The following is a 23,718-nucleotide window of genomic DNA, read 5'->3' as shown; positions in this document are numbered from 1 at the left end:
TCGCCCAGAAGGAGAGACAGTTGCAGTCGGCCCGAAACGAGGATCGCAAAAAGGACACGCGCGAGAAGATCCAGCTTGGCGGCCTGGTGGTCAAAGCCGGACTTCGGGATATCGACAAAGCCGTATTGCTCGGTTGGCTGATGGAGCTCCCAAATCACCTGAACGAGGTTGAAGGAGAATGGGCAAGGCTGCAAGCCATCGGCAAAAGAGGGTTCGAGGATGTTGCCCAAGAAGATGATGCTCGTGATCGTGCCGGCGGCCTTGATGCTGGCACTTACAATTGGAATGAAAGGGATTGAATTCTGGCTGGCCGGTTTCGGCACCAGTCCGCAAGCCTACCAGACATTGGGTCGCATCGGTCTCGCCATTCCCTACGCAACGGCTGCACTCATTGGTCTCGTCTTTCTGTTCGCCACGAAAGGCTCGCTGCACATCCAGTGGGCAGGATGGGGTGTGCTGATCGGTGGGCTTTTGTCGATGGCGCTGGGCGTCGGCGGCGAGGCATCGCGGCTGATCGGAATTCGAGCTAGCCAGCCTAACGCTATTCTTGGGCCTCTGATCGACTGGTTCACAATCGCTGGCACAGCAAGCTGCTTTTTGGTCTCGATCTTCGGTTTGAAGGTTGGGCAGCGTGGCAACATGGCGTTCGGTCGGACAGGTCCGAAGCGCCTGAAAGGCACAAGGGCCGTCCATGGTGCAAACGACTGGATGAGCCTGTCTCACGCCGCCAGACTTTTCCCGCCGACTGGCGGGATTGTCGTTGGAGAGAACTACCGGCCTGATCAGGATAGTATCGGTCAGGTTGGCTTCGATCCCCGTCGAAAGGAGACCTGGGGCAAAGGCGGCAAAGCGCCCCTGCTTGGTTTCGACGCCGGATTTGGATCTACGCATGGCCTCGTATTCGCCGGCTCGGGCGGCTTCAAAACCACGTCCGTAGTCATTCCCACGGCATTGAAGTTCAAAGGGTCCATGATCGTGCTTGATCCATCGACCGAAATCGCGCCGATGGTCAGTGAGCATCGGACACGAAACCACCAGGACGTCGTTTCGCTCGATCCGCGGTCGCCCCATATTGGGTTCAACGTGCTCGACTGGATCGGTAAACACGGCAATACACCGGAAGAGGATATCGCCTCGGTGGCCGCATGGCTGATGAGCGAAAAGCCGCGCATCAGTTCCGGGTCGGACGACTTTTTCCGAACCACCGCCGAGCAGCTCATCGCGGCTGTTATCGCCGACGTGATGCTCACCGATCTCGATGAGATCGAAGACGACCCGGACGAAGATCCCGAATTCAAGACGGGCGAGAAGTCGCTGCGCATGGTGCGCAAGCGGCTGGCCCAGCCGGAAAAAACGCTTCAAAAAAAGCTCGAAAAGATTCACAAGAACACGTCATCGCGGTTCGTGCGAGAGAATGTCGCGCCCTTTATCAACATGACCGAACAGACGTTTTCGGGCGTCTATGCGACGGCGACGAAGGAGACGCACTGGCTGTCATACGAGAATTATGCGGCACTCGTATCGGGAAACGCTTTCCAGACTGAAGACATCGCCTCCGGCAATATGACGGTGTTCATCAACATCGATCTTTCGACACTCGAAAACCATCCGGGCATGGCGCGCGTGATTATCGGGGCGTTCCTGAAGGCGCTCTATAATCGCAATGGCGATGTGTCCGAACGCGCTCTCTTCCTCCTCGATGAGGCAGCACGTCTTGGCTATATGCGCATCATCGAAACCGCCCGCGATGCTGGCCGAAAATACGGCATCACCTTGCTGATGCTGTTCCAGTCGCTCGGCCAGATGCGTGAAGCATTTGGGGGACGCGACGCGACGAGCAAGTGGTTTGAATCCGCGTCCTGGGTTTCGTTCTCGGCGGTCAACGATACCGATACTGCCGACTACATTTCCAGACGTTGCGGCACGACGACCATAGAAGTCGATCAGGTGACGCGCAATTCCAATGGTGGCCGCAGTGGGCGCACCCGTTCCAAACAGCTCTCGCAGCGCCCGTTGATCCTGGCTCATGAGGTCACACAGATGCGGACCGACGAGCAGATCATTTTCACTAGCGGAAACCCGCCGCTGCGTTGTGGGCGCGCTATCTATTTCCGCCGTGATGAGATGGCGTCGCGGGTAAAAACCTCAAACTTTGCGCCGAAAGCAGCCGGCTGACACCGGCACATGAAGCGGCGGCCTTCGGCCAGGTTTTTCCACAAGCTGCGGCATTCTCTTCAGCGCTATGGGGAGCGCGTTCATGCCTTCGCTCGCTTCGCGTGCTCCCTGCGGAATCCCGCTCCGGCCCTTCGGGCTGGAAAACCATATCTGACGGAGGATGGTAAGGTTTGGAGCTGTCCTTGAACTTCGGTCAAGCCGGCGAGAGATTGGAACTCAAAGACCGCGTAGCTTGGGATTGATGCGCAACAATGCTGGTGCAACTGATCATCAGCCAGTCGGCCACAGCAGCGTTTACCTGGAGGCTTTGGCGTTCTCGGTCCTGCCGCGGGAGGATCGTTACCGTACGGACGAAACGTGCAGCGGGTTCGGTGAGCGAAGCGCATTGAGCCGTCCGATCAAAGATCGGCCCGTCCCCTCTTGGTTCAACCCGCCTGCCAACGTCATCCGCATATCAAAAACGTGAATCGAAAGTCGGTAACCGATTCAAATCTGTCATTGGACCACGTGCCCGAAATCGCAGATTCTCGGCTATGCTCGCTCAACCCTACCAGATCTATGTCGAACGGACCGACCCGGCCAGCAATATGGCCCGCTACTATGTCATGGAGATCACCGAGACACTGTTTGGGGAGGCGTGCCTGACCAGAAAATGGGGCCGCATCGGAGCAAGGGGCCAGGCGAAGGTACATCTGTTCGATCGGGAAGAAGAGGCTGTGCATCTGTTTCTCGATCTCGCGAAGCAGAAACGTGCACGGGGTTATCGACCGAGACAGACCGCTCTGATAGCTGGGAGCTGACGACCACTCCCGGCGATCGAAAAACGGGCCGTACGAGACGGCCCGCTTGGCTTTCATTGTCGCCGATCCCAATCGGTTTCGAAGAACACCTCCATCTCGACGAGGAACGGGATCTTGATTGCAAGCTTGAGGGCGAATTGAGGCTCAGGTGTCTTTCAACACGACGAATGGTTATTCCAAAACTTAGATCGACATAGACCACGCATACAACAAACGAAAGCTGTCGAAATGCTCATAGGCAGGCGGCTCGCCTGCGGTTATTGTCTGGAGGACCTCGCCATTGCGACGGCCGTAACAGTGGAAAAAATCGAAAGCGCCGAGCGCGGAGATCGCACGGGTCAGATCATCTCACTGACGTCAAACAAACAGGCGACATCTCCTGGATATGGATAGAATATCGCCGCCGACGACTGACAAATATCTTGACCGGTTCCTGGAGCGCCAGGAGGCAATGGCAAACCCGTTTACCGAGGTCGCCTTATCGACGGTTGATGCAGGCTGGAACGTAGAGGAAGTCGCTGCAGCCTTATGTCGAATTAGCAGACCATCTTATGCTTGGGATGATTGCCAACCGCGACCTAGATCGGGACCTTTTGATCATCAGGAGACGATGACTAAATGTGCGGACGGTTCACGTTAGAGCATGATTGGCCAGCATTCATCGATCTTTACGATCTTCCCTGGGATGAAGAGCGTGGTCGCAATACCGAAGCACGGTTCAATATCGCCCCCACGCAGGATGTTCTCATCGTGCACAACGACACCGATGGACGGCAAAGGGCTGAGATGGCGCGTTGGTGGCTGGTGCCGTTCTGGGCAAAGGAACTGCCCAAACGTGCGATGTTTAACGCGCGCATAGAGACCATCGGCATCTCTCCGGCATTCCGGGACGCATTTAAGTCAAAGCGATGCCTTATCCCCTCCGACGGGTTCTACGAATGGACCGTCAATCAGGATGACGGAAAGAAGGATCCGTGGTTGATATACCAGCCCGGCGGGGCTCCGTTCTCCTTTGCCGGGCTTTGGGCTCATAACGAGAAGCTCGGCATCATCAGCTGCAACATTGTCACCATGCCCGCCGCAGAGCCGATGACCCAGCTGCACGACAGGCAGCCCGCCATTCTCGAACCGGCGGCCTATAAGGAATGGCTCGATCCTGCGACGAGCGGGGCACGCGCGAAAGAACTCCTGGAAAAGCAGAACCTCGACGGAATGCTGGAGTTTCACCGGGTCTCGAGAGATGTGAACTCGTCGAGGTTCACCGGAAAGCCCGAGGTGAATCCGCTGTGAAGGAGAACAGACATTGGCATGGCAGATTACGCCCAGAGCCGGGCTTTCCGACCTGCGGTTCGGCATGAGCCGAGAAGACGTCGAGGCCGTGATCGGCCTGCCCGGTTCGGTCAAGACAACCCGGAGCGGCAGGACGCGATTGGAATACGGACACACATCCCTCGCTCTGGTCTTCGTGGATGACGCCTTGGTCGAGATCAATCTTCTTCCGGAGATCTCCGGCGGTCTGGTTCTTGACGGCCTCGATCTGATGACCTCCAAGGAGCGCGATGTCGTCGCCGCCCTGCGCAAGCGCGACGATGCCGCAAAGGAGCGAAACGGCTTTCTCATATTTTCGAGGCTGGGCATCGCCCTCTCAGGATTCGAACCTCCAGAGGCGGACCAGAAAGCTGTCACCGTATTTGGACCGAACCATCCCTGGAGCACGCCGTGAAGAGGGCCATGATTGAGGTGTTCGACCGGCGGAGCCGGAAGGGTTAGCGACCCGCCTCAATGGAAGTTCCGGCTTTTGACCTTCAGTGTGTCGATATGCAAATCCGGTATGAAAATGTCGCGAACCTTATTCGGCTTCGGCCGGTCGCGAGCATCTCCGCCACCGGGTGAACCATGCGCGAACTCGTCGCCCCGTCCCGTTGGATGCCTGAATTCGGCATCACGATCGGAAAGCGCTGCGAGGTCTCCGGACAGATCCTCAAGCTGCCTCGCAATCAGATGAACAACCTCACCCTCGCGCTGGATCTTCCCGTGGATCGCCATCATGCTCGCTCCGAGTACGACCCGTCGCCGCTTTTCGAACAGGCTCGGCCAGACAACGATGTTGGCGATGCCGGTCTCATCTTCGATCGTGATGAACATCACACCCTTGGCGCTTCCTGGCTTCTGGCGGACCAGCACCAGTCCAGCGGCGCAGACGAAAATCTTGTCCCGGGCATTCATCGCGTCTGCACAGGTGACGATTCGGCGCGCGGCAAGATCACGGCGAAGGAATGATATCGGATGCTCCCTGAGTGTCAGTCCCACATGCGCATAGTCCTCAACGACGTTGTGGCCTTCAGTCATCTGCCTGAGCGTCACTTCGGGCTCGTGTTGTTCGGGCACGGCCCTCTCCTCCCGGGCGGCAGCCGCGGCAAACAGCGGAAGCGGCTCGTCGCGAAGGGCCTGGATCGCCCATAGGGCATCTCGCCGTTGCAAGCCAAACGCCGGACGGAAGGCATCGGCTTCGGCGAGCTGGACGAGCGCCTCGGCCGGCACCTCCGATCGTCGCCAGACATCATCGACAGTTTCAAATGGCCGCTCCATGCGGGCGGCAACAATCCGCGCCGCATCAGCGACCGCCAATCCATCGACCTGTCGCATGCCAAGTCGAATGGCATGGCGGTCAGAGCCGGGGATTTCCTCAAGCGTGCAGTCCCATCGCGAGTGCTGAACCGAGATGGGTCGTACTTCGACGCCATGCTTGCGCGCATCACCAATGATCTGAGCCGGCGCATAAAAGCCCATAGGAAGGGAGTTCATCAGCGCGGCCCCAAAGGCGTCCGGGAAGTGGCATTTGATGAAGCAGGACGCGTAGGCAATCAGGGCGAAAGAGGCGGCATGGCTTTCCGGGAAACCGTATGAGCCAAAGCCTTCAAGCTGTTTGAACGTCCGCTCGGCGAATTCGCGCGTGTAGCCGTTGTTGATCATGCCGTCGATCAGCTTGGCCTGGAACCGTGAGACACCGCCGGTAAATTTAAACGTCGCCATCGACTTGCGCAGCTGGTCGGCCTCGCCGGCGGTGAAGCCTGCGCAGACCATGGCAACCTTCATTGCCGATTCCTGAAACAGCGGCACGCCTAAGGTCTTGCCGAGCACGGCTTCGAGCTCAGGCGTCGGGTATTCAACCGGCTCCTTGCCCTCGCGGCGGCGAAGATAGGGGTGAACCATGTCCCCCTGGATTGGCCCGGGTCTCACAATGGCCACTTGAACGACGAGGTCGTAGAAGGTCCTGGGCTTCAGCCGGGGCAGCATCGTCATTTGCGCCCGGCTCTCTACCTGGAAGGTTCCGAGCGTATCGGCCTTGCGGATCATTGCGTATGTGGCGCTGTCCTCCTGCTTGACCCTGGCGAGATCAAGATCCTCTCCCTTGTGCTCCCGGATTAGGTCGAACGCCTTTTGCATGCAGGTCAGCATGCCGAGCGCCAGCACGTCCACCTTCATCATTTTCAGCGCCTCGACATCGTCCTTGTCCCATTCGATCACCTGGCGATCTTCCATAGCGGCCGGCTCGATCGGCACAAGGTCGTCGAGGCGCGAGCGCGTCAGGACGAAGCCGCCGACATGCTGACCGAGATGCCGAGGCGCCCCCATCAGCTCGCGTGCAAGCCGAAGTGTCATCACTAGACGATAGTCATCCGGGTTCAGGTTCAGCTCGCGGACATTGCGCTCGGTAATCTCTTCAGACCACGACCAAAGGCCTGACGATAATGCCTTGGTGACATCCTCCGGCAGGCCCATCGCCTTGCCGACATCCTTGATGGCGCCCTTGGCCCGATACCGCGTAACGGTGCACACCAGTGCCGCCCGGTCGCGGCCATAGGTTTTATAGATCCACTGGATCACTTCCTCACGGCGCTGGTGCTCGAAGTCGACGTCGATATCCGGTGGCTCGTTGCGTTCCTTGGAGACGAAGCGCTCGAACAGGAGATCGTTCGTATCCGGATCGATGCTGGTGATCCCCAGGATGTAACAGATCGCCGAGTTGGCAGCAGATCCCCTGCCCTGGCACAGGATGCCCTGGCTGCGGGCGAAACGAACGATGCTATAGACCGTCAGGAAATAGGGCGCGTAGTCCATCTCCTTGATAAGATCGAGCTCATGCCTGACGGATCGCAACACCTTCTGGGGAAGGCCTTCCGGATATCGCATCGGGATGCAGTCGCGAACGCACAGCTCAAGCGACTGCTGCGCATTCATCCCATCGATCAGCGCCTCCTCGGGATATTCGTAAGTGAGCTCTTCCAGAGAAAACCGGCACTGCTCGACAATTTCCATCGTCCGCGCCAGCGCCTCCGGATACCGGGGGAAGAGCCGCTCCATCTCCTCCGGCGGCTTAAGATAACGGTCGGCAAACCGCTCCCGGTCGAACCCGAGCGTGTCGATCGTGGTGCCTTCGCGGATGCAGGTGACGATATCCTGAAGCTGCCGGCGGGACGGTTCATGGAAGAGCACATCGTTGGTGACGACGGTCTTAACCTTAAACTTCGCCGCCATGTTCGACAGCTCGTGGAGCCGCATCTGATCGTTCGGCCGCCTTCGGAGACAGAGCGAGACATAGGCCCGCCTGCCGAAGGTGTCTGCCATCTTACGCAGCTGGAGCGCGCACGTGTCGTCCGGGAGATCCGGCACGAGAATGCCGATCATGCCCTCCGCGTATAGTGCGACATCATCGAGGTGGAGGATGCAGTTGTCCTTGCCGCCCCTGCCCTTGCCAAGCGTGATCAACCGGGTCAGCCGCGAATAGGCTGCCTTGTCGGTCGGGTAGACGAGGATGGACATGCCGTCTTGCAAATCCAGCCGGCATCCGACGACAAGACGAAGTCCCGTGTCTCGCGATGCCTCGAGCGCCCGCACGATGCCTGCCAAGGAATTGCGGTCGACGACACCCAGCGCCTCAATGCCGAGTTCTTTAGCGGCCACGAACAGCTCCTGTGCGGAGGATGCCCCTCGCAGGAAGCTGAAATGGGACGTCACCTGGAGTTCGGCGTACTTCATGCAAAGATCCCGTGCATGAACCACCTGTGCGACCCGGTCTCGGGGTCCACACCGTCGCCGGACCGAAAGATCCAGAAGCGCTCGCCATCATCGTTCTCGATGACGAAATAGTCTCGGACAGCGTCCAGCTCGTTTGGCCGCATCCACCATTCGCCAAAGATGCGCTCGGGGCCATCGGCGCGTTTCACTCGATGGCGCTTACCACGCCAGGTGATGGTAGCCGGCGGATAGTCCGGCATCATCGCGATCGCCTGGATCTGCTCGGGTCGGCTGAACAGGCGGACCGGGCGCCGCCAATGGCTTGCCCATCCTTCCTCGACGGATTCCGCAACCGCTGAAACCCGTTGGACGCTGCGCTCGGGGATATCGGAGGCGCAGGGCACCACGCGATAGACCCGCTGGCCACGATTTGCGAACACATCGATCAATGGCGTGATATCACTGTTCTCTTCCTCGACAAGCGAGGAAACCTTCTGCTCTTGCGCCAAGGGCTCGGCGGCGACGGCCACCAGCGTCAGCTTCTCGATGCCGAAGCCGGGTTCAATCTTTTCGGTTCGGTCGCGGAAGAGCTTGGTCAGCCAGGCCACGTCGCGCGCGGGCTTGGCCGTTCCTGCCCGTACCGCCTGGATCGTGTTGTCGACCTTGTGGACGATCAGATCCGTCCGCCGCGCACCGAGGCCGCGCTTCTCAAGCTCGGCAACAAGCTGCACGACCAGCCGGCCGACGTATTTGTTGATCGTCTCGGCGGCGCCAATCGGCTCCTGGAACGATCGCGAGACCTCGACGAGATCGGCGGTTCGGATGGGATCGATCGGCTCATTCATGCGTCCGAACATCTGGTCGAGACGGCGGCCGACTTCCGGCCCGAAGCGAAGCGCCAGCGGCGCCCTTGGCGTGTTCGACAACTCTCCGATCGATTGGAAGCCGAGCACTCGCAGATGAGCCACGACCTTTTCCGGAAGCCTCAGCAGGGAAATCGGCAGTTTCTCGACGGCGCGAACAATCTCGCCGCGCGGCACGATGACCGTATCACGCTTGATTGCCCGTACGCAGGCATGCGCCGCGCCCCAGGTGTCTGCGATTGCGACTTTGGCAGTGAGCTTTCTGGCACGGAACATGTTGACGATACCGGTGATCATTGGTTGCTCGCCACCCTGGAGATGATCGGCCCCTTCCGTATCGAGCACGAGGCCATCGATGCCATCGACCGCAACGATCGGGGAATAGTGGCCAAGCGCCCAGGACCCGAGGCGATCCAATGCCATGGCGTCAGCCGCCGGATCTGCATCGACCAGCATGAGCCCGCGGAAAATCGCCTGTGCCTTCGCGGCCGGCATCCCCACCCTGACACCGATCTGTCTTGCGGCGTTATCTGCCGCCGACACCCAGCGCTTGGCTCCTATACTGGTGATGACTGCGATCGGGCGGTCATCCGGAATAGCGGGATCGTCCCGCCTGATCCTGTCCGTGGCCAGATCCGGAAGATAGATGGATACGACCCTTGTCATCACACGCTCCGACGTAAAACTCAGCACACTCGCCCGCACGCGATCTCATCAACTCAAGGAACCATTGAGGCCGTCCGATCCCGGGAACCGGAAGCGCCTGCGAGGGAAGCACGCTCACCCGCCATCTGGTAGTGGAGGCAGTCGGCTGACCGAAGTCGTTCGCCTCGGTTTGCCGCCGCCATCGCCGGACTGCCAGCGCGATGGTCCCGCTCCGCTCGGCAACCAACTGAAGCCGTCTGCTGACGACCATGGGCAGCCTGACCAGCTCCCCGACGACAGCACCCAGGCTGCCATGCGACAACGCCTCCTCCATGTTGGCGGCGACGTCCTCTTCGTTGTCAGACTCGACAAAGATCACCCTCGACGAATCCAAGCCCACCTGAGCGAGCGCCGGGAAAAACAGATCCGGTCGGGTCAGGCACCAGACCACTGGCCCCCTGGTCCTGGCTGCTATTCCCGCGGCAAATAATGCAGCCGCGGCTCCATCCACCGTTCCCGAGCCGCCGCCCGCAAATTCATGCAGAGCGCCGTTGGCCAGCCCGCCGCCCGGAAGAATGGCGTCGAGTTCCGCAACGCCGAAAGGAAGACAGCCGGCCTTCTTCGTGCCCTCTCCTTCGATCGAAGAGATGCGGTCACGCAGATCTGCCAAAACTTGGGCGCGGACAGCCGACATCGTTCGCGGAAATCCTTCCGGTTCGCGGGGGTTAGAAAGGACGGCATCATGCCGCCAGAACACTTGATGTTCTGTATCTGTTCCGTTAGCTGGGAAGAGTCAAGCGCGTGAAAAATAGGGAGACAGTCTCATAATTTAGAGATTCTGCAGATTCCCTTTTTGAATCAGGTCGCTAAAGAGCTGTGCCGATTGGACGGGTCATCCGAGAAAAATTTCGCTGGTGCTCTCGCTCACCGAATCACGAAGCGCGGCAGACGATTTCACGAATTGGACCGGCTAAGCATCCAGCATGCATTGCAACATGCAGGAGGCTCTGGCAGGCTGAATCTTTGGTTTGAGAAACAATGGCCACTTCAGAAACTGTCAGCGAGCAACCTATGACCGATGCAGAAGTCTTGGCATTTGGATACCGCGGCCTGGGCGGCCAGATTGACGTCGTGCCGGGCCTAGACGGTATCTGGCATTTTGAACCACCGTCGAGTGAACCTGATCAAGCATCCGTGTTCTGGCACGATCGCATATTATGCTTGTCCGAAGAAGAGAGAGTCAAAGTGCTCGCAGTGCTTGGGAAAAACCCGCCCCGCGGGCAGTAGAGCGGTTTGCGAAGCTACGCGATCACCGGATTAGATCGTCAGGAGCCGGTGCGCTCTCGCTCATGGAAACCACCCATCCGGATTGCGCATCTCTCACCGATAGGGCAGTGAACTTCTATCTAGCGACACAAAAATTCCACGGATGCTCTTCCTCAAAGCCAAGAACATCGCGCGCCTTACGATTGGAAAGTGGCGCTTCATATTTACCCATTTCCCTTAGAATTGGTGTATCAGGGCAATATTTAGCGAGAAATTCGGCGGTTGGAAGATTTGCTGTGATCGTGTCGTTGACCGCATTGAAGACCTGAAACCCCAACCCGTCCTTTTCGATGCAGAGGTGAACAAGATTGCCAAGATCCCGCGCATCCACATAGCTCCAGGCATTGCGCTTTCTCGACATAGGGTCTTCAAAAAAACCTGGAAAGTTGGGATATTCGTGTGGTTCGATGACATTGGCGATGCGCAAGGCGTAGATATCTGCCCCATAGCGCATAGCAAAAGCACGCGCGGTCTTTTCATTCACGAGCTTTGACAGGCCATAACTGTCCATCGGGTCGGAGTCGTAACTCTCGTCCAACGGGAATGCGTGAAAATCCTTGTCACCTTCTGCAAAACAGACACCGTACGTCGTCTCGCTCGAAGCGATAATGACCTTGCGCACACCCAGCTTCATCGCTGCTTCGATTACATTGTATGTGCCAACCACGTTCGCTTCGAAGGTCTTGTTGTCAGGCTCAATCAACACGCGGGGAATGGCTGCAAAATGCACGACGGCATCGGGCGCAGACGGCGGAGCGCCTTTCTCAAAACCGTCAAAGCCAAAATGCGTTGTCAGTGCATTGAAGACCTGACCGCTATCGGTGATATCCGTAATCAGCGTGTTAACCCCCGGCAGGTCCAAGGGCTTCAGGTCGACATTCAGAACGGAATGACCCTTTTCCAAAAGCCTGGGAACGGCATGGCGCCCAGCCTTGCCCGTGCCTCCCGTAAATACGATACGCTTGCCCATGACTGTCCCCTTTGTGCTAACGCGCGTCCAAACGGTCGATCAGCGGACCGCTGTTACTTACGTCGCGGAATTCCCCCCGCGATACGATAACAATTCAGATCCGCTTGCAAGGGCGGGGAAAGTTGCGAAATCAGCGCGCCGTCGTCGCATCGCACTGGCTGCGTCATGCTTGATGCATGGTCTCTCGACGGCAACATCGTTCGGACATCGCAAGAGGCCTGATTTTGTCTCCGAGATATCCGACCAGGAACCGGCATGCAGCCCAAAGGTTATCAACCATATCCAGGCCTCTCGAAAGCGCGTTGCGTTCCACAGCCCTCATGACATGACGCCTCGAACGGGAGATTGAAACCATGCCTGATCCAAGGGAATTTGCCTCGAGCTCGAATGGCGATAAGTGGTTGGTTGGAAGAGACGAGGTGACCTACGTGCTGTTCGTCCTCCACCGGGGCAATGCCCCTTCCGGGAGCCACGAGACACGCTCTTCGGTGGATGCCTTCCTCAGTCAGCGGCCGTTTGGTCCGGAGCGTGAGGCGCTCATGGCATTTTTGGAAAAAGAGAAGAGAGACGAAACCGATGAGGACATTGCTCTTGGCGACGATGGACAAACGCCGTCACGTCGGCTGGCTGAAGACTATTTGCGTCTCGGCGGACGCCGGCGAGCAAAGGTCGACGACAACATTGTCAGCACCCGCAAGTGGGAGGATGAGCCCGCCATGGCATCCGCGTTCTGGAAAGAAAACATCGAGCCCCTCGACGAAAAACAGCGTCGGGAGGTGGAGCTACATCTCCATCGATCAGCGATACCTAATCAAACAGACCAGTCTGCTGAAAACCCCGTCGTTGATGCTGCGTTGGACGAGCTGAAGGATGGCACCTCGTTGCTGTTCAAGCGATTTGGTGGGCTTATTCAGGGAGGCGGAAGCCGAGGAAAGTGGGCGGGCAACCGCCAACGCGCGCGTGATGCAGGCTCGGGGTAGGGATGATCGATATCGAACGCCCCCTCACCGCGGATGGAGCCTCGCGGTGCGGAGTGATCAGCATTTCTCCCTGAGCTTTAGCCCCGCAATGCCCGCTCGAATAGTCTCGCCTGCCGGCTGGCAAACGCACGGGGATCGGTTGGCCTGTCACCATCTAGAATTCTGGCTTCGTCGAGCAGGAGCCATGCCGCATCCTCACGGAACGCATCTTCGGATACCGACGCAATGGTCTGCACCAGCCTGCTCTCGGCGTTGATCTCCAGAATTGGTTTGGATGCGGTCTGCAGACGCCCTGCCCCTTGCAGGATCTTCTCAAGCTGCCTGTCCGGACCTTGATCGGAGGCGACGAGGCATACCGCGCTCTCCGTCAACCGGCCGGAAACACGGACATCCGCCACGTCTTCTCCAAGTATCCCGCGCGCGAACTCGATGAATGCGGTCACATCCGCCGATGTCGCTGGCTTGTCCTCGGCGGCGCCGTCGCCTTCCGCTATCGCGTCGAGATCGGACTGACCCTGCGTTACCGATTTGAACGTCTTGCCTTCAAAAGCGGGTGCATTCGTTGGCCAGAAGCTGTCGACCGAATCTGTCAGCAGCAGAACCTCGATACCTTTGGCGCGGAAGCCTTCCAGATGCGGAGATGCGTTCAACTGGTCGAGGCTGGAGCCGCTGATGTAATAGATGGCCGACTGGCCATCCTTCATGGCCGAGACATAGTCGGCCAGGCTCCGTGTCACCTCCCCCGAAGCGGTTGTCCGAAACCGCGCCAGCTTCAGCAACTGCTCGCGGCGCTCGTAATCCTCATAGATGCCTTCCTTGACGATTGCGCCGAACAGGTCCCAGAATTTGGTGAATGTTTCGGCTTCGCCTTCGGCCATCTTCTCCAGTGTCGAGAGTATGCGGCTGGTCAAGCCTTTGCGGATTGAGGCCAGAACCGGGCTTTCCTGGATCATTTCGCGCGAGATGTTGAGCGGCAGATCGGACGTATCGACGATACCGCGCACGAAGCGGAGGTAGCGCGGCAGCAATTCCGCTTCATCGGTGATGAAGACGCGTTTCACATAAAGCTTCATCCGTCCATGGCGTTCGGCGTCGAAACGGTCGAAGGACTGAGAGCCCGGCACGAAGGCCAGCGCTGTATATTCGTGACGGCCCTCGGCGCGGAAATGCACATTTGTCAGCGGCTCGTCATACTGACCGGAAACGCTACGATAGAAATCGTCGTAGTCCTGCTTGGAGATGTCGCCCTTCGACTTGGTCCAAAGTGCTGCACCGTCGGACACGTGGACCGGATCGGCGCCGGTTTTTTCGATCAGCCTGATCGGTACGGGAACATGACCGGACTGGTGTCGAATGATCTTTTCGACGGTCCATTTACTGCTATATTTTTTGGCATCGTCCAGGAGGTGTAGGACCACACGGGTTCCTCTCGTAGGCGCATCCGCCAGATTGACAGCAACCACTTCATAGCTGCCCTTGCCATCGGAGGACCATTTCCACGCGGCATCGCTTCCGGCTCGGCGGGAGATGACGTCGACTTGCTCGGCAACCATAAAGGAGGAGTAAAAGCCTACGCCGAACTGGCCGATCAATTCGGCCTTCTCGCCACCCTTGGCCGCCTCAAGACGTTCCATGAAGGCCCGTGTACCCGATCTGGCAATGGTGCCCAGCGCATCGATCATCTCCTCACGGCTTATGCCGATCCCGTTGTCTTCGACCACGAGCGTGAGCGCCTCTTCGTCAAGGTTCACCACGATCTGGGCCTCACCTCCATCCGCTGAAAGCTGGGGCTGAGAGATCGCCTCGAACCGGAGCTTTTCGCAGGCGTCGGCCGCATTTGAAATCAATTCGCGAAGAAAGACGTCTTTGTCCGAATAAACTGAATGCACCATCATGTGCAGAAGCCGGCTGACATCGGCCTCGAATGCGCGCTGTTCCGGCTGGTGCTCTATTGTCGTCGTCATCGGTCAACCCCATTGCGTGGAATCGGGCGTCAGATGGCTTTCGCAGAGGACGTTTTCAAGATGGTCACAGTCATAACCTTCAAAGGATGCGGGAATGTTTACACCGTCGGCGCCAGGGGGCGGTTGCCCTTGCATCTGGCTCAAAGGAGGACGAAATAACAATCCAATGATCGCATACCGCAGGCAGACACCATGAATTCAATCCCAAATGTCGAACGCTCCCCCTTATCCCGCAGATACTCTGTCGATGGCATCACAGTGAAAGTCGATATTTTCCGGGGTTCCGTCGAGCTTTGGTGGCGACTTGAGGTGACCAGTGCCGATGATCAAGTGACAGAATGGACCGATACATTCGCAACTGATGGGGAAGCTTGGGACGAATTCGTCTATGTCGTAAACACAGAGGGCATCACCGTTTTTGACTGACATGGTCGCGGTATAACGTAAAGTCCTCGGAAAGTTGCGTCAGCCATATGTCGTCTCCACCCGCCACGACGCGCAGAATTTGTACTATTCGACCAACCATGATGCCCTCCATGGCCCCAGGGCATCGCCGGATGTGGAACGCTCGCAAGCTTTTGGTCCTTATGCACCGTCACCTGGTGAAGCGGTCAAGCATCTTTTTCAGCTGCGCATTCTGAGATCGTAGCTTCTCGCACAACTGACGGCCCAGTTTTTGGATCTCGCCATCTTGCTCAACCTTGGCAGTTTGTTGGGGCGCGATGTTTACCTGCCTAGGCGCCAGTCTTCTGAGAGAGCCGAGGTGAGGTCGTCACGGCCTGAAGCGCTGCCGAGCTCAGCTCACGCCGAGACGCTTGCGAAGGTCTGCGTTCTCAGTGCGAAGCTTCTCGGCAAGCTGCTTGCGCAGCTTCTGGTTCTCTTCCTCCAGCTGAAGCAAATCCGCCATTTCGTCGGATGCTGTCACAGGTGCGGCGATCGCATTCGGAAAAGCTGCTGACGCGCGCGACTTGCGGGTCTGCTTCACTCGCTTCGCGTCTGCTCCGGACGGCTTCGTTTTTTTCGCGCGTGTTGCTTTCGCTCGCTTTGACGGGACCGCAGCCGCTGGATCAGCGGTTGTCTCATCAGTTTCAATAGTGGCTGCGGACTTCGAGCCACGGGGCGCGCGCAGCTTTTTTGGTTCCGCCACTGGGGCAGTTGTTTCCGCAGTCGAAGTCTCGGTATTGACGCTATCGCGGGTTTCGTCGGCCATCACTCTCTCCTGTTGGGAAGCATTAATTTCCGGTATCCCGGTGGACTGTGTCAATGACGCATTCCGCTCGGCATTCGCAGTGGTCGTTGAGAGTGCGTCGGCGCCTCTGTCTAGGGCCTTGGTGGACAGAGCTGCGTCCTCCGCCACCGAAGCCGATCACGCCCGCAGGCCATTGCGAAATCGGCCGACGACTACAACAATTTCCGGCCGCACTCATCGCTCGGATACCAAACCCCAGCGGACTATACCGGGATCATCGCCGCAACCGGCTCCAACGCTACGCAATATGAAAGCTTCGCGTGTCCGCGGGTTGCTTCCATCGCGCCATTTGGCTTATCAAAAACTGCCGAGGCTCTAATCGCAGCCGGATGAAACTTCAGTGGCAGGTCATCCCGGTTCAACCGACAAAGCGATGCTGCCCGCGATGGCAAAGGCCAGGGACGCGTAGAAGCCCGGACTTTCGGAGGATGTTGACGGGGGTGGCGCTCGAAAAAAAACGCAGCAAGTGAAGAATCTGCGAAGGTCAATCAAAGAGTGTGACGTCGATTGACACTTTTATATTTTTTAGTGATCTTGTGTGACGCGGCACATTGGGGATGTGTTTGGAAAACAAGTTCAGAATACTTCATTTTACTGACGCGCATTTTGGTGTCCATGACCCTCATGGTCAACGCGCCGCGATTGCCCACTCCCAAATCCAAGCTGCGCATGCTTGTGGGGTTGTTCCTGATCTTTGTGTTTTCTCTGGTGATCTCGCCCAAAGCGGCGACGATGGCCAGTTCGCTGAAGGTCAGGAATGGCTTAGACAATTGATGTCGCCCTGGCCGCACGCCAAGCTCATCATCGTTCCAGGCAACCACGACGTAAAGCGTTCAGCCGCAACTGCCGCGCTTTTTCGAACGGTCGCCGGAAATGAACGTGCTTATGCCGATTGGAGGCAATATGCTCCCGATCACTGCACTCATCTTCATCCCTTTCTTGACTGGCATCAACGTATATCGGCGCACATTCCTCTTTCGAGCGATTGGCATCGAAACAGTCCCTTTGCATTCCGGTTTGGTTTCGACTTCAAGGGTATGCCAATTCATGTGATCGGCCTGAACTCGTCCCTTTTCAGCTGCAATGATGAGGACACGGGCAACCTTGTGATTGACGCCAAGACCCTCAGCAAGCATCTCGACAGTGCCAGAGAACTTGGTGGCCTTGTCATTGCGATCGCTCACCATCCGGTAAGTGATCTTGTGCCTTGGAACCGAGATGTCGTGGAACGACTGCTGTCCCAGCAAAACGGTGCTCATTTGCTTCTGCGAGGCCACCTGCATGAACACGAAGGTCTGACCGTTTCAAGAAACGTTGGCTCCACTATAACCACCCTTGCAACCGGCGCGTCCTATCAAACCGATGGCTCTATCCGTAACACCTTTGCCACCTATGAGCTTTCATTCAAGCGGAGCCAGATCCAAACTCAGCTGTTCGAATACTCCCCCCATTCTGGCAATTGGCGTCTCAACGGCGCTCAATCGGAGACCATAGCCGCGATGCTTCCCCCGCCTCCAAGGCGAGTACGCAATCCTAAATCGAAAATCGAGAAGGCCCTTGCGGGCGCCACATCCCCCGAAGCCGCTGCCCAAAACGGTCACCCGGTCGATCGTGTCATGCCAATGGACCAAAACATGAACTTAACCCAACCGGAAAGCGACCTGGACATGGTTCTCAAGTTGGGAGCCGATATCCAGTCATATCTTGCGCCATATCTGCACAAATCGTTGATAGTCACGCCGGAAATCGCCGACCGTTGCTACGCATTGAAGTATCGAATCAAGGACACGGCACGGATTTCGGAAAAGCTGAAAAGTCGTAGCAGTGCAGATCCTGACTATTCTGTGCGGAAAATGCCCGATGTTTGCGGTTTTCGCATCGTCACCATGTACCAGGACCAGATACCGGAGACGGTTAAGAATATCTTGGCCTTGATCGAAGCCGGAGCGCCGGCGGAACTTGGACTGGAATTTGCAAAAAACCATCCTGTCGAGATCGACGTCAACGTCGCCAAGATGGACGCCGATCAAACCGCCATGGCAGAGGCGATACGCAGCGCGTTCGCGAATTCATCGCTCGCAGTGCGCTTCAATGTCAAACAAAGACCGACAGGTTATTCTTCGGTTCATCTGGTTGCTTATGTGACGGCCCCTCCGCCCTATGAGCGGCTTGAGGTCATCCCAATCGAAGTCCAGATTCGCAGTGCCCTCGAAGATGTTTGGGGTGACATCGATTATCGACTGCGCTACGGGCGCGGACGCGGCGACGTTGGCGTCTCCTGGATGAGGCACTTGAACGTCCTCAAAGGCATGATCGACGCTCTTGTCGGATACGTGGACGTCATCAAGCGACATTCAGAAGAAGAACCAGTTACAGCGCCCGTCGGCGGAGCACTGGTGCGCTCGATGAACAGCGGCGAAATGCAGCTGAACCGTTTTAAGAACGTACCGGAACCGCTCAGGTCGAAGATGAGAATTGCATTCGGCTTGTGGGAGGAAGCTCAGGACCGGCGTACGACGCAAGGGGGCAGCCCTGGATTGTTTCGCCAAGCTGCGGACGCTTTCCTCGCAATCCTGCACGATGTCCAGGGCGCACGCTACGACAATGAGCCTTGGAAAGAAGATCTCGTGTTTGCTCTAAAGGGCGAGCGAGCTTACATGCTGGTCTATACAGGCGACAGCGTCGAGCAACTTGAGGCGGAAACCATCTATCGCGAACTGCTGCAAAAAAAACCAGACGACGCTGCGTCAAACTACCGGCTAGGCAATATTTTGCGGGAACGCGGAGACTACGAAAGCGCCCTACATCATTCGGGCCGCGCGATTACGACGGTCGAGCAAAATGGCGACGAGATCATCACCAAACATCACTGGGCTTTCGACGAAATTCGCCGCGGTTTCGGACTGACATACTGGCGCATGTCTGAACAAATGAAGAGCGGCGACGAGCGAAAAGCGGGATACTTGGCGGAAGCGATCAAACACGCCAGATCGGTCATCGTCACGCCCGCGGATCCGGAAAATCGTCTTTCGGCCATCAACGACATTTTGTATTATAACTGGGAGCTGCTGGAAATCGACCCGGGAAGCTCAGGGCAAGTGTCCACGGCAGATGCCAAAGCTTACAAGTATGAGTTGTTCGAACACTTCCAGAAAAGTAAAGGCGATGTCGACAATCTTGGTTGGCACTGGCTCGATACCTTGGCACGTCTGTTCCACGACGAGCTGGACAAAGCCCGTGAGATCGCGATGCATCTGGAACTCGTCCTCGAAAATCGCGTTAGAGCCATACGGCCCAATATCGAGCTTGCCAAAAAAGGCAGCGTGAGGTGGACCATTCAGATTTCTCAACATCTAACCGCCGACGAGGCCGACGCACTGGTTTTCTGTCAAGAAATTCTTGAGGAAGTTCAGCGATAGTGCCATTGACAAACCTCAATCTGCGTTCAATATCTCATTTCTCTTGCGAAGGAAAAGACATGAAACCGCGCCCTCCGAGCATCATCACCTCGTCCGCAATTGGCCGTAAGCCGACGCCTCCTTCGGTGCTGAGTTAAGATCACCAGCGTTTAGGCGAGAAGCCTTCCATCATCCGATGATAATCTTGCGTGTATTGTCATAAGGGCTATACACGTTGCGGTTGAACGCGCTGGATGGTTCTGTTCAAATTTGCCACATGGCAGATGCGCGGCACCATTGCCAACAACCGGGCAGAGGAGGCGCTGGCATTAGATGTCAGGCTGTGGGCCGTTCGATCGGCTTGTCGCTTACGAAGCGTGTCATGCCGACCTGCCTCGTCTATCTAGCGATCTGACCTTCTGCGGTAACCACGACACGATTTGGTTAGAGCCGATGGATCGCCGGGCGATTGGCAGATGCCGGGACGGGTCTTCGCCCAGAACTCCAGGCACCGAAGTTCGATCATTCAGGGCTTCCAATGGCTGAAGGCGTAGGATCGGCTGAAAGACGCGCATAAATCGTCGGTCATGGGAGCCATCGACTACGCGGAAATGCTCACCAGCCACTGGCGACACTATCTGGCTGTCGTGCAGCGCAAGCCCGGCGCGCTTCAGGGTGCTCCGTTCGCTGAGCTACCGGACGCGTTCCGGACCGTGCAGCAGTACTCGATTGTCTGCGGCAAGCGAGACAGATCGCATAAACATATATGTCATATCGACGCTGATCGGGCCAGAGGCGGTTCACCTCTCTTCCAGTGACACACTAATCGCCGTCGTCGCCGTATTCCTCGAGGAGCAGCTCCTGCACCTCCGCGAACAAGTCCGGGGTCAGATTGTCTTCAAGCAAGAGCAGGATTTCCTTGAGAAAAGCGTTTCTTGCGTCTTCCTGAATCCGTTCGCGGTCTAGCTTGGTGGCGGCCTCTCCGACATTGGCCAACGCCTCACGCTTAATGTCGACAAACTCCGAGCCGATGGCATGAAGCTCTGCCGCGGTCTCCATGTCGGCACCGACCGACGCCTTGGCGACCCGTTTTTGATAAGTCGTGAGATCCTTCGAAAGTTTAATTGCCCGGTCTACGTCCTGAAATTTTGCTCTCGATAGCTGTCGAAGTTCCTTGCGGACCTTTCCGAGATTTTCCTTCTGTGCTTCGAGAGATAGCTGGCCAGCAATCGAGGTCTTATACGCTTCCTTGCCGAGCTCTTTGACAACTTCGGCAATCTCGCGTTTGATCTTCTTCCACGCACTGTCTTCCTCGAAGCCATCTCTACGGGCATTCGGAACAAGCGCACCAGGATCGACGAATATCTCCCCGATATACCAATCCTGAAACCGGACATGGGTTTTGGCATGTTCTCGAAAAATTTCGCTGACGATGGTAGTCCCGTCGATCTGGATATTGCGAACCCTCACCCGAAGGCCACTCACTTTGCTATCCGTGTAGGAGCCGGACTCCTCTTTCTTTCCGACCCAGGCCCACCATTTTCTGCCCGCCTTCCAATGGATATCGCAATCGGTGATCTCGGTTTCCCCGCTCGCGATGGTATGGGTCGCGCCAAACCGCTTCGTGACCGAAACCGGAGCCTTAGCGCCGTCTTTGATGGTGATCTGGACTTCTTCGACCGGGATGCCGCTCTGTTTCGCCGCACCTTGCAATTTCGCCAGAAATGGAAAGCCGGCGGGATAAGGCACAGGCGCTACCTGGCTGACAAAATCATACATCTCGGTGGATGATTTGCATTCGTCCGGCTCATCAACGAAGCCTTCGAGCCGTACCTCGAAGAAGTGTTTGCCAGCTTCCTTATGCGGAGTACGGAACGCCCTGACAGTCTCGCGCAGAAGGTTTTCCGCGGACTTCGAACTCCCTTTTCCGGGAGTCATGGCATCGCGCATGGCTTTGGCGTTGAAGATTACGGTGGTTTGCTCCCGCTCGCCTTTGGCCTTGGTCACAAACGTCACCGTATTGCTGAACACGATGCCGGCCAATCGGCCGATACCTCGGAATCCGGCATTTCTTCGGTGACTTTTCGTCGATGCACCGACACGCGTCAAAATGGCAGCGGCATTTTTAACCGGAAGGCCGGCGCCGTTATCGCGAATGACCAGGCTCTTCTTGTCGGCAGCCATCTCGATCTGAATCAATCCACCGCCGACCGGAAGTATCTTCACCTCCTCAATCGCGCGCTGTATGGAATCGAAGCTATTTTGAATATATTCGCGGATGGCGTTGCGCGCTTCCCCGTACATTCCAATCGTCAACGTTTCCAGGACGAAACCGCCAAAGAACGGATCAAAGAGGACGGGTGTTTGTAGATCGGCCATATCAGGCGTCCTTCACAAAATAGACATCACCGGGACGCTTGAAACCACTCGTTTCATTGAACGTGACAGTTTGCGGCACGTTCGGTGCGAATTCCAACTGAGAAAAGGGAAGTGTGAAAATTTCACACGCTTTCACAGCGAGGCTGGCAACGCTCAATGCCACGGGTTCTGGGAAAAGCTTGCGCAGATTAAGGCTCTCTTCCACCTGACCGGCAATCAGCAGCTCAACGCCATTAACTTTGAAACTGCAGATTTCGTCGAGCGCGTCAGTGTCCGCTTGAATATCGACCTCGACAGGGATCGTCGGCGCGTCGGCACTGGGCAGGTAGATCGGCTGAAATTCGTTGTCACGCAACCTCGCCTCGATCAGCGCTATCGGCGTTTGAGCATAGGGTTCAGCCTGGCGCGCGAACAGCAATTCCGCCACCGGACTACGGGGCGGCAATCTGGTCTCGTTCTTCTCGCGGATAAGATAAGCCGAAGCCAGAAAGCCAAGATAAATCGATGTGGCCGCTTCGACCGGAAAACGATCCAGTGCCGAGATAAAGTCGGTAATCTTCTCGACGTAGCCCGGCGATCCTTCGATGGCTGCGTCGTGCAACAGTCGAGCAAACGAAACGAACTCGTTATGCGAGAAATTCTCCAGGACTGGTCCGTCAAACGCGTCCGAGAGTGCGAGAGACATGCCATTTTCGATCTGCAACAGCCTTTGAACGAATGCCAAAACGTTGTCTTTTGGCGCGTCGCGGCTTGCAATCAGGGCTCGCCGCAAAGGCGATGTCTTGGCACTGACCAGCTTGGCTTCAGCAAAAATCAACTTCGGTTCAGATCCCCATCCTTCCGGCGGCCCAGATGGTGGCTTCTCGCCGGTCGTCTTGCTTGAATCACCAAGGCCTGGCGCGTCGGCAACAGTCGCCACATCGACAAACGCCTTGACGATGTCTGGAGCCAAACCGTCAAGCACAGCGCCGAGATAGACGCTGTCGAGGACCTCGATGTGAGCGACGTGAGCCGAGAGGCGCGCCTCGAGTGCGAGCATCGGGTGAGGACGTGGCAAAGGCGTCCAGTTTTTGCGCATCTCAAGCATACGCGCGTCAAAAGCACTACCTGCGCCACCACCGAGGCGCCAATCGTTCTTCCGGTCATTTGTCAGAATGACGATTGAGTGCACCGCGTCGCTGGCAGCGTGGGCGAGGATCTCTTTCCAGAAAACGAGGTCGCCAAACTTGTTGCTTGCGCGCAACTTCTCATCATCGCCTTCATCGCTCGCAGACAACTTTCCTTTCTTCCCGCGATCCTGAAAACCTGGCGGTACCGATCCGACATAGCGAGCGTCGCCGGTCGATGACAAGGTCTCGAAATAGTCGAAAAGCGGCGTGTTTCCGATTGCGGTCGTGTTAATGAAGGATATTACCTCGACAGCATTGCGCTGATATCCGTTCGTCCACTGTTTGACCCGCGCCATGAAGTCGGCCAGTGTATTGATCGCATCGCGGGCCGTGGCGCGAGCAGCCACGGGATCGCTATGGCCCTTCTCGGTCGCTTCATCCACGAATGGCCGACAGTATGTATAGATGCCGCCGAGCGCGCCCTTGACCTCCTCGAGCTTCTTCCCAAGCTCTTCAGAAATCGTCCCGGCAACATGATGCTTTAGATATTCATGCGCTGCCCAAGCCGGGACGTGAACGCGGTTGCCACAGTTGTCCAAAAGCCAGTCGGTGAGCTGATTGCGCGAGGCCGATCCGACTTTCGTCAACCACATCAGAAATGAAGTGTCCACGTAAAGATGCGTCGAGCTATCGAGGAGCAGCGCCTGCAAGCGCTGCTTGAAATCGATGGATGTCTCATCCCCCGTCGGAAGGGAAAGAAGAGCGGGCGGGCTTTGTTTCAACATTTAAGGGAAGCCATATGAGAATGGGCACAATCTGGGGTGCAAAGTTTAAAATTGCA

15 protein-coding genes and 1 pseudogene are annotated in these 23,718 nt (G+C 57.1%); 8 read left to right on the top strand and 8 right to left on the bottom strand.

Going from position 1 to position 23,718, the window contains the following annotated elements; genetic code table 11:
* Positions 1-20: 20 nt before the first annotated feature.
* From FHP24_RS27325 to FHP24_RS27305, 5 genes are all read left to right on the top strand, one after another.
* Positions 21-299 carry a conjugal transfer protein TraD gene (locus FHP24_RS27325; protein ID WP_139679410.1) on the top strand — a complete coding sequence of 93 codons (279 nt, stop codon included), beginning with the start codon at positions 21-23 and terminating at the stop codon, positions 297-299.
* A complete protein-coding gene (gene traG, locus FHP24_RS27320; RefSeq protein ID WP_139679409.1) occupies positions 220-2,175 on the top strand; it encodes a Ti-type conjugative transfer system protein TraG in 1,956 nt (651 codons plus the stop codon). The genes FHP24_RS27325 and traG overlap by 80 nt, the downstream gene beginning before the upstream one ends.
* Positions 2,176-2,708: 533 nt before the next feature.
* Entirely contained in the window at positions 2,709-2,975 is a 267-nt protein-coding gene (locus FHP24_RS27315) for a WGR domain-containing protein (RefSeq protein ID WP_139679408.1), read from the top strand.
* Positions 2,976-3,593: 618 nt separating this feature from the next.
* A complete protein-coding gene (locus tag FHP24_RS27310) occupies positions 3,594-4,265 on the top strand; it encodes an SOS response-associated peptidase (protein WP_139679407.1) in 672 nt (223 codons plus the stop codon).
* A gap of 13 nt (positions 4,266-4,278) precedes the next feature.
* Entirely contained in the window at positions 4,279-4,698 is a 420-nt protein-coding gene (locus FHP24_RS27305) for an outer membrane protein assembly factor BamE (protein ID WP_139679406.1), read from the top strand.
* 56 nt (positions 4,699-4,754) lie between these two features.
* Here FHP24_RS27305 and FHP24_RS27300 read toward each other — a convergent pair whose 3' ends face one another.
* The 4 genes from FHP24_RS27300 to FHP24_RS27285 form a co-directional block, all read right to left on the bottom strand.
* Positions 4,755-8,015 (bottom strand): error-prone DNA polymerase, encoded by a 3,261-nt coding sequence (locus FHP24_RS27300; protein WP_139679405.1) that lies wholly within the window; start codon positions 8,013-8,015, stop codon positions 4,755-4,757.
* Complete coding sequence (locus tag FHP24_RS27295; RefSeq protein WP_139679404.1) at positions 8,012-9,523, bottom strand: Y-family DNA polymerase; 1,512 nt, start codon at positions 9,521-9,523, stop codon at positions 8,012-8,014. Before FHP24_RS27295 ends, FHP24_RS27300 begins: the two co-directional genes overlap by 4 nt.
* Positions 9,444-10,196, bottom strand: coding sequence for an ImuA family protein (locus FHP24_RS27290; protein ID WP_139679403.1), 753 nt, complete (start codon positions 10,194-10,196; stop codon positions 9,444-9,446). The genes FHP24_RS27295 and FHP24_RS27290 overlap by 80 nt, the downstream gene beginning before the upstream one ends.
* Positions 10,197-10,904: 708 nt before the next feature.
* Positions 10,905-11,798: an NAD-dependent epimerase/dehydratase family protein gene (locus FHP24_RS27285; protein WP_139679402.1), complete on the bottom strand. Its 894-nt coding sequence runs from the start codon at positions 11,796-11,798 to the stop codon at positions 10,905-10,907.
* Positions 11,799-12,217: 419 nt separating this feature from the next.
* Between FHP24_RS27285 and FHP24_RS29155 the strand changes: the two genes are divergently transcribed.
* On the top strand, positions 12,218-12,778 hold the full coding sequence (locus FHP24_RS29155; protein ID WP_246091970.1) for a hypothetical protein: 561 nt from the start codon (positions 12,218-12,220) through the stop codon (positions 12,776-12,778).
* 77 nt (positions 12,779-12,855) lie between these two features.
* Here FHP24_RS29155 and htpG read toward each other — a convergent pair whose 3' ends face one another.
* Positions 12,856-14,742, bottom strand: coding sequence for a molecular chaperone HtpG (gene htpG, locus FHP24_RS27275; protein ID WP_139679401.1), 1,887 nt, complete (start codon positions 14,740-14,742; stop codon positions 12,856-12,858).
* Between the two features lie 796 nt (positions 14,743-15,538).
* Positions 15,539-15,952, bottom strand: a complete 414-nt coding sequence (locus tag FHP24_RS27265; protein ID WP_139679399.1) for a transcriptional regulator — start codon at positions 15,950-15,952, stop codon at positions 15,539-15,541.
* A gap of 168 nt (positions 15,953-16,120) precedes the next feature.
* Here FHP24_RS27265 and FHP24_RS27260 point away from each other — a divergent pair.
* Positions 16,121-16,324: pseudogene (locus tag FHP24_RS27260) on the top strand (integrase core domain-containing protein); the annotation flags it as partial.
* Between the two features lie 230 nt (positions 16,325-16,554).
* Positions 16,555-19,410: a metallophosphoesterase gene (locus FHP24_RS27255; protein WP_180356150.1), complete on the top strand. Its 2,856-nt coding sequence runs from the start codon at positions 16,555-16,557 to the stop codon at positions 19,408-19,410.
* Between the two features lie 801 nt (positions 19,411-20,211).
* Here FHP24_RS27255 and FHP24_RS27245 read toward each other — a convergent pair.
* Both FHP24_RS27245 and FHP24_RS27240 read right to left on the bottom strand, forming a co-directional pair.
* Positions 20,212-21,768 (bottom strand): ATP-binding protein, encoded by a 1,557-nt coding sequence (locus FHP24_RS27245; protein WP_139679396.1) that lies wholly within the window; start codon positions 21,766-21,768, stop codon positions 20,212-20,214.
* A gap of 1 nt (position 21,769) precedes the next feature.
* Entirely contained in the window at positions 21,770-23,662 is a 1,893-nt protein-coding gene (locus FHP24_RS27240; protein WP_139679395.1) for a PIN-like domain-containing protein, read from the bottom strand.
* Positions 23,663-23,718: the final 56 nt, after the last annotated feature.

It is taken from the genome of Aliirhizobium smilacinae (assembly GCF_006335145.1).
Taxonomy (GTDB): domain Bacteria; phylum Pseudomonadota; class Alphaproteobacteria; order Rhizobiales; family Rhizobiaceae; genus Neorhizobium; species Neorhizobium smilacinae.
Note: the sequence above shows the minus strand (reverse complement) of the source record. Positions and strands in the feature narration are given on the sequence as shown.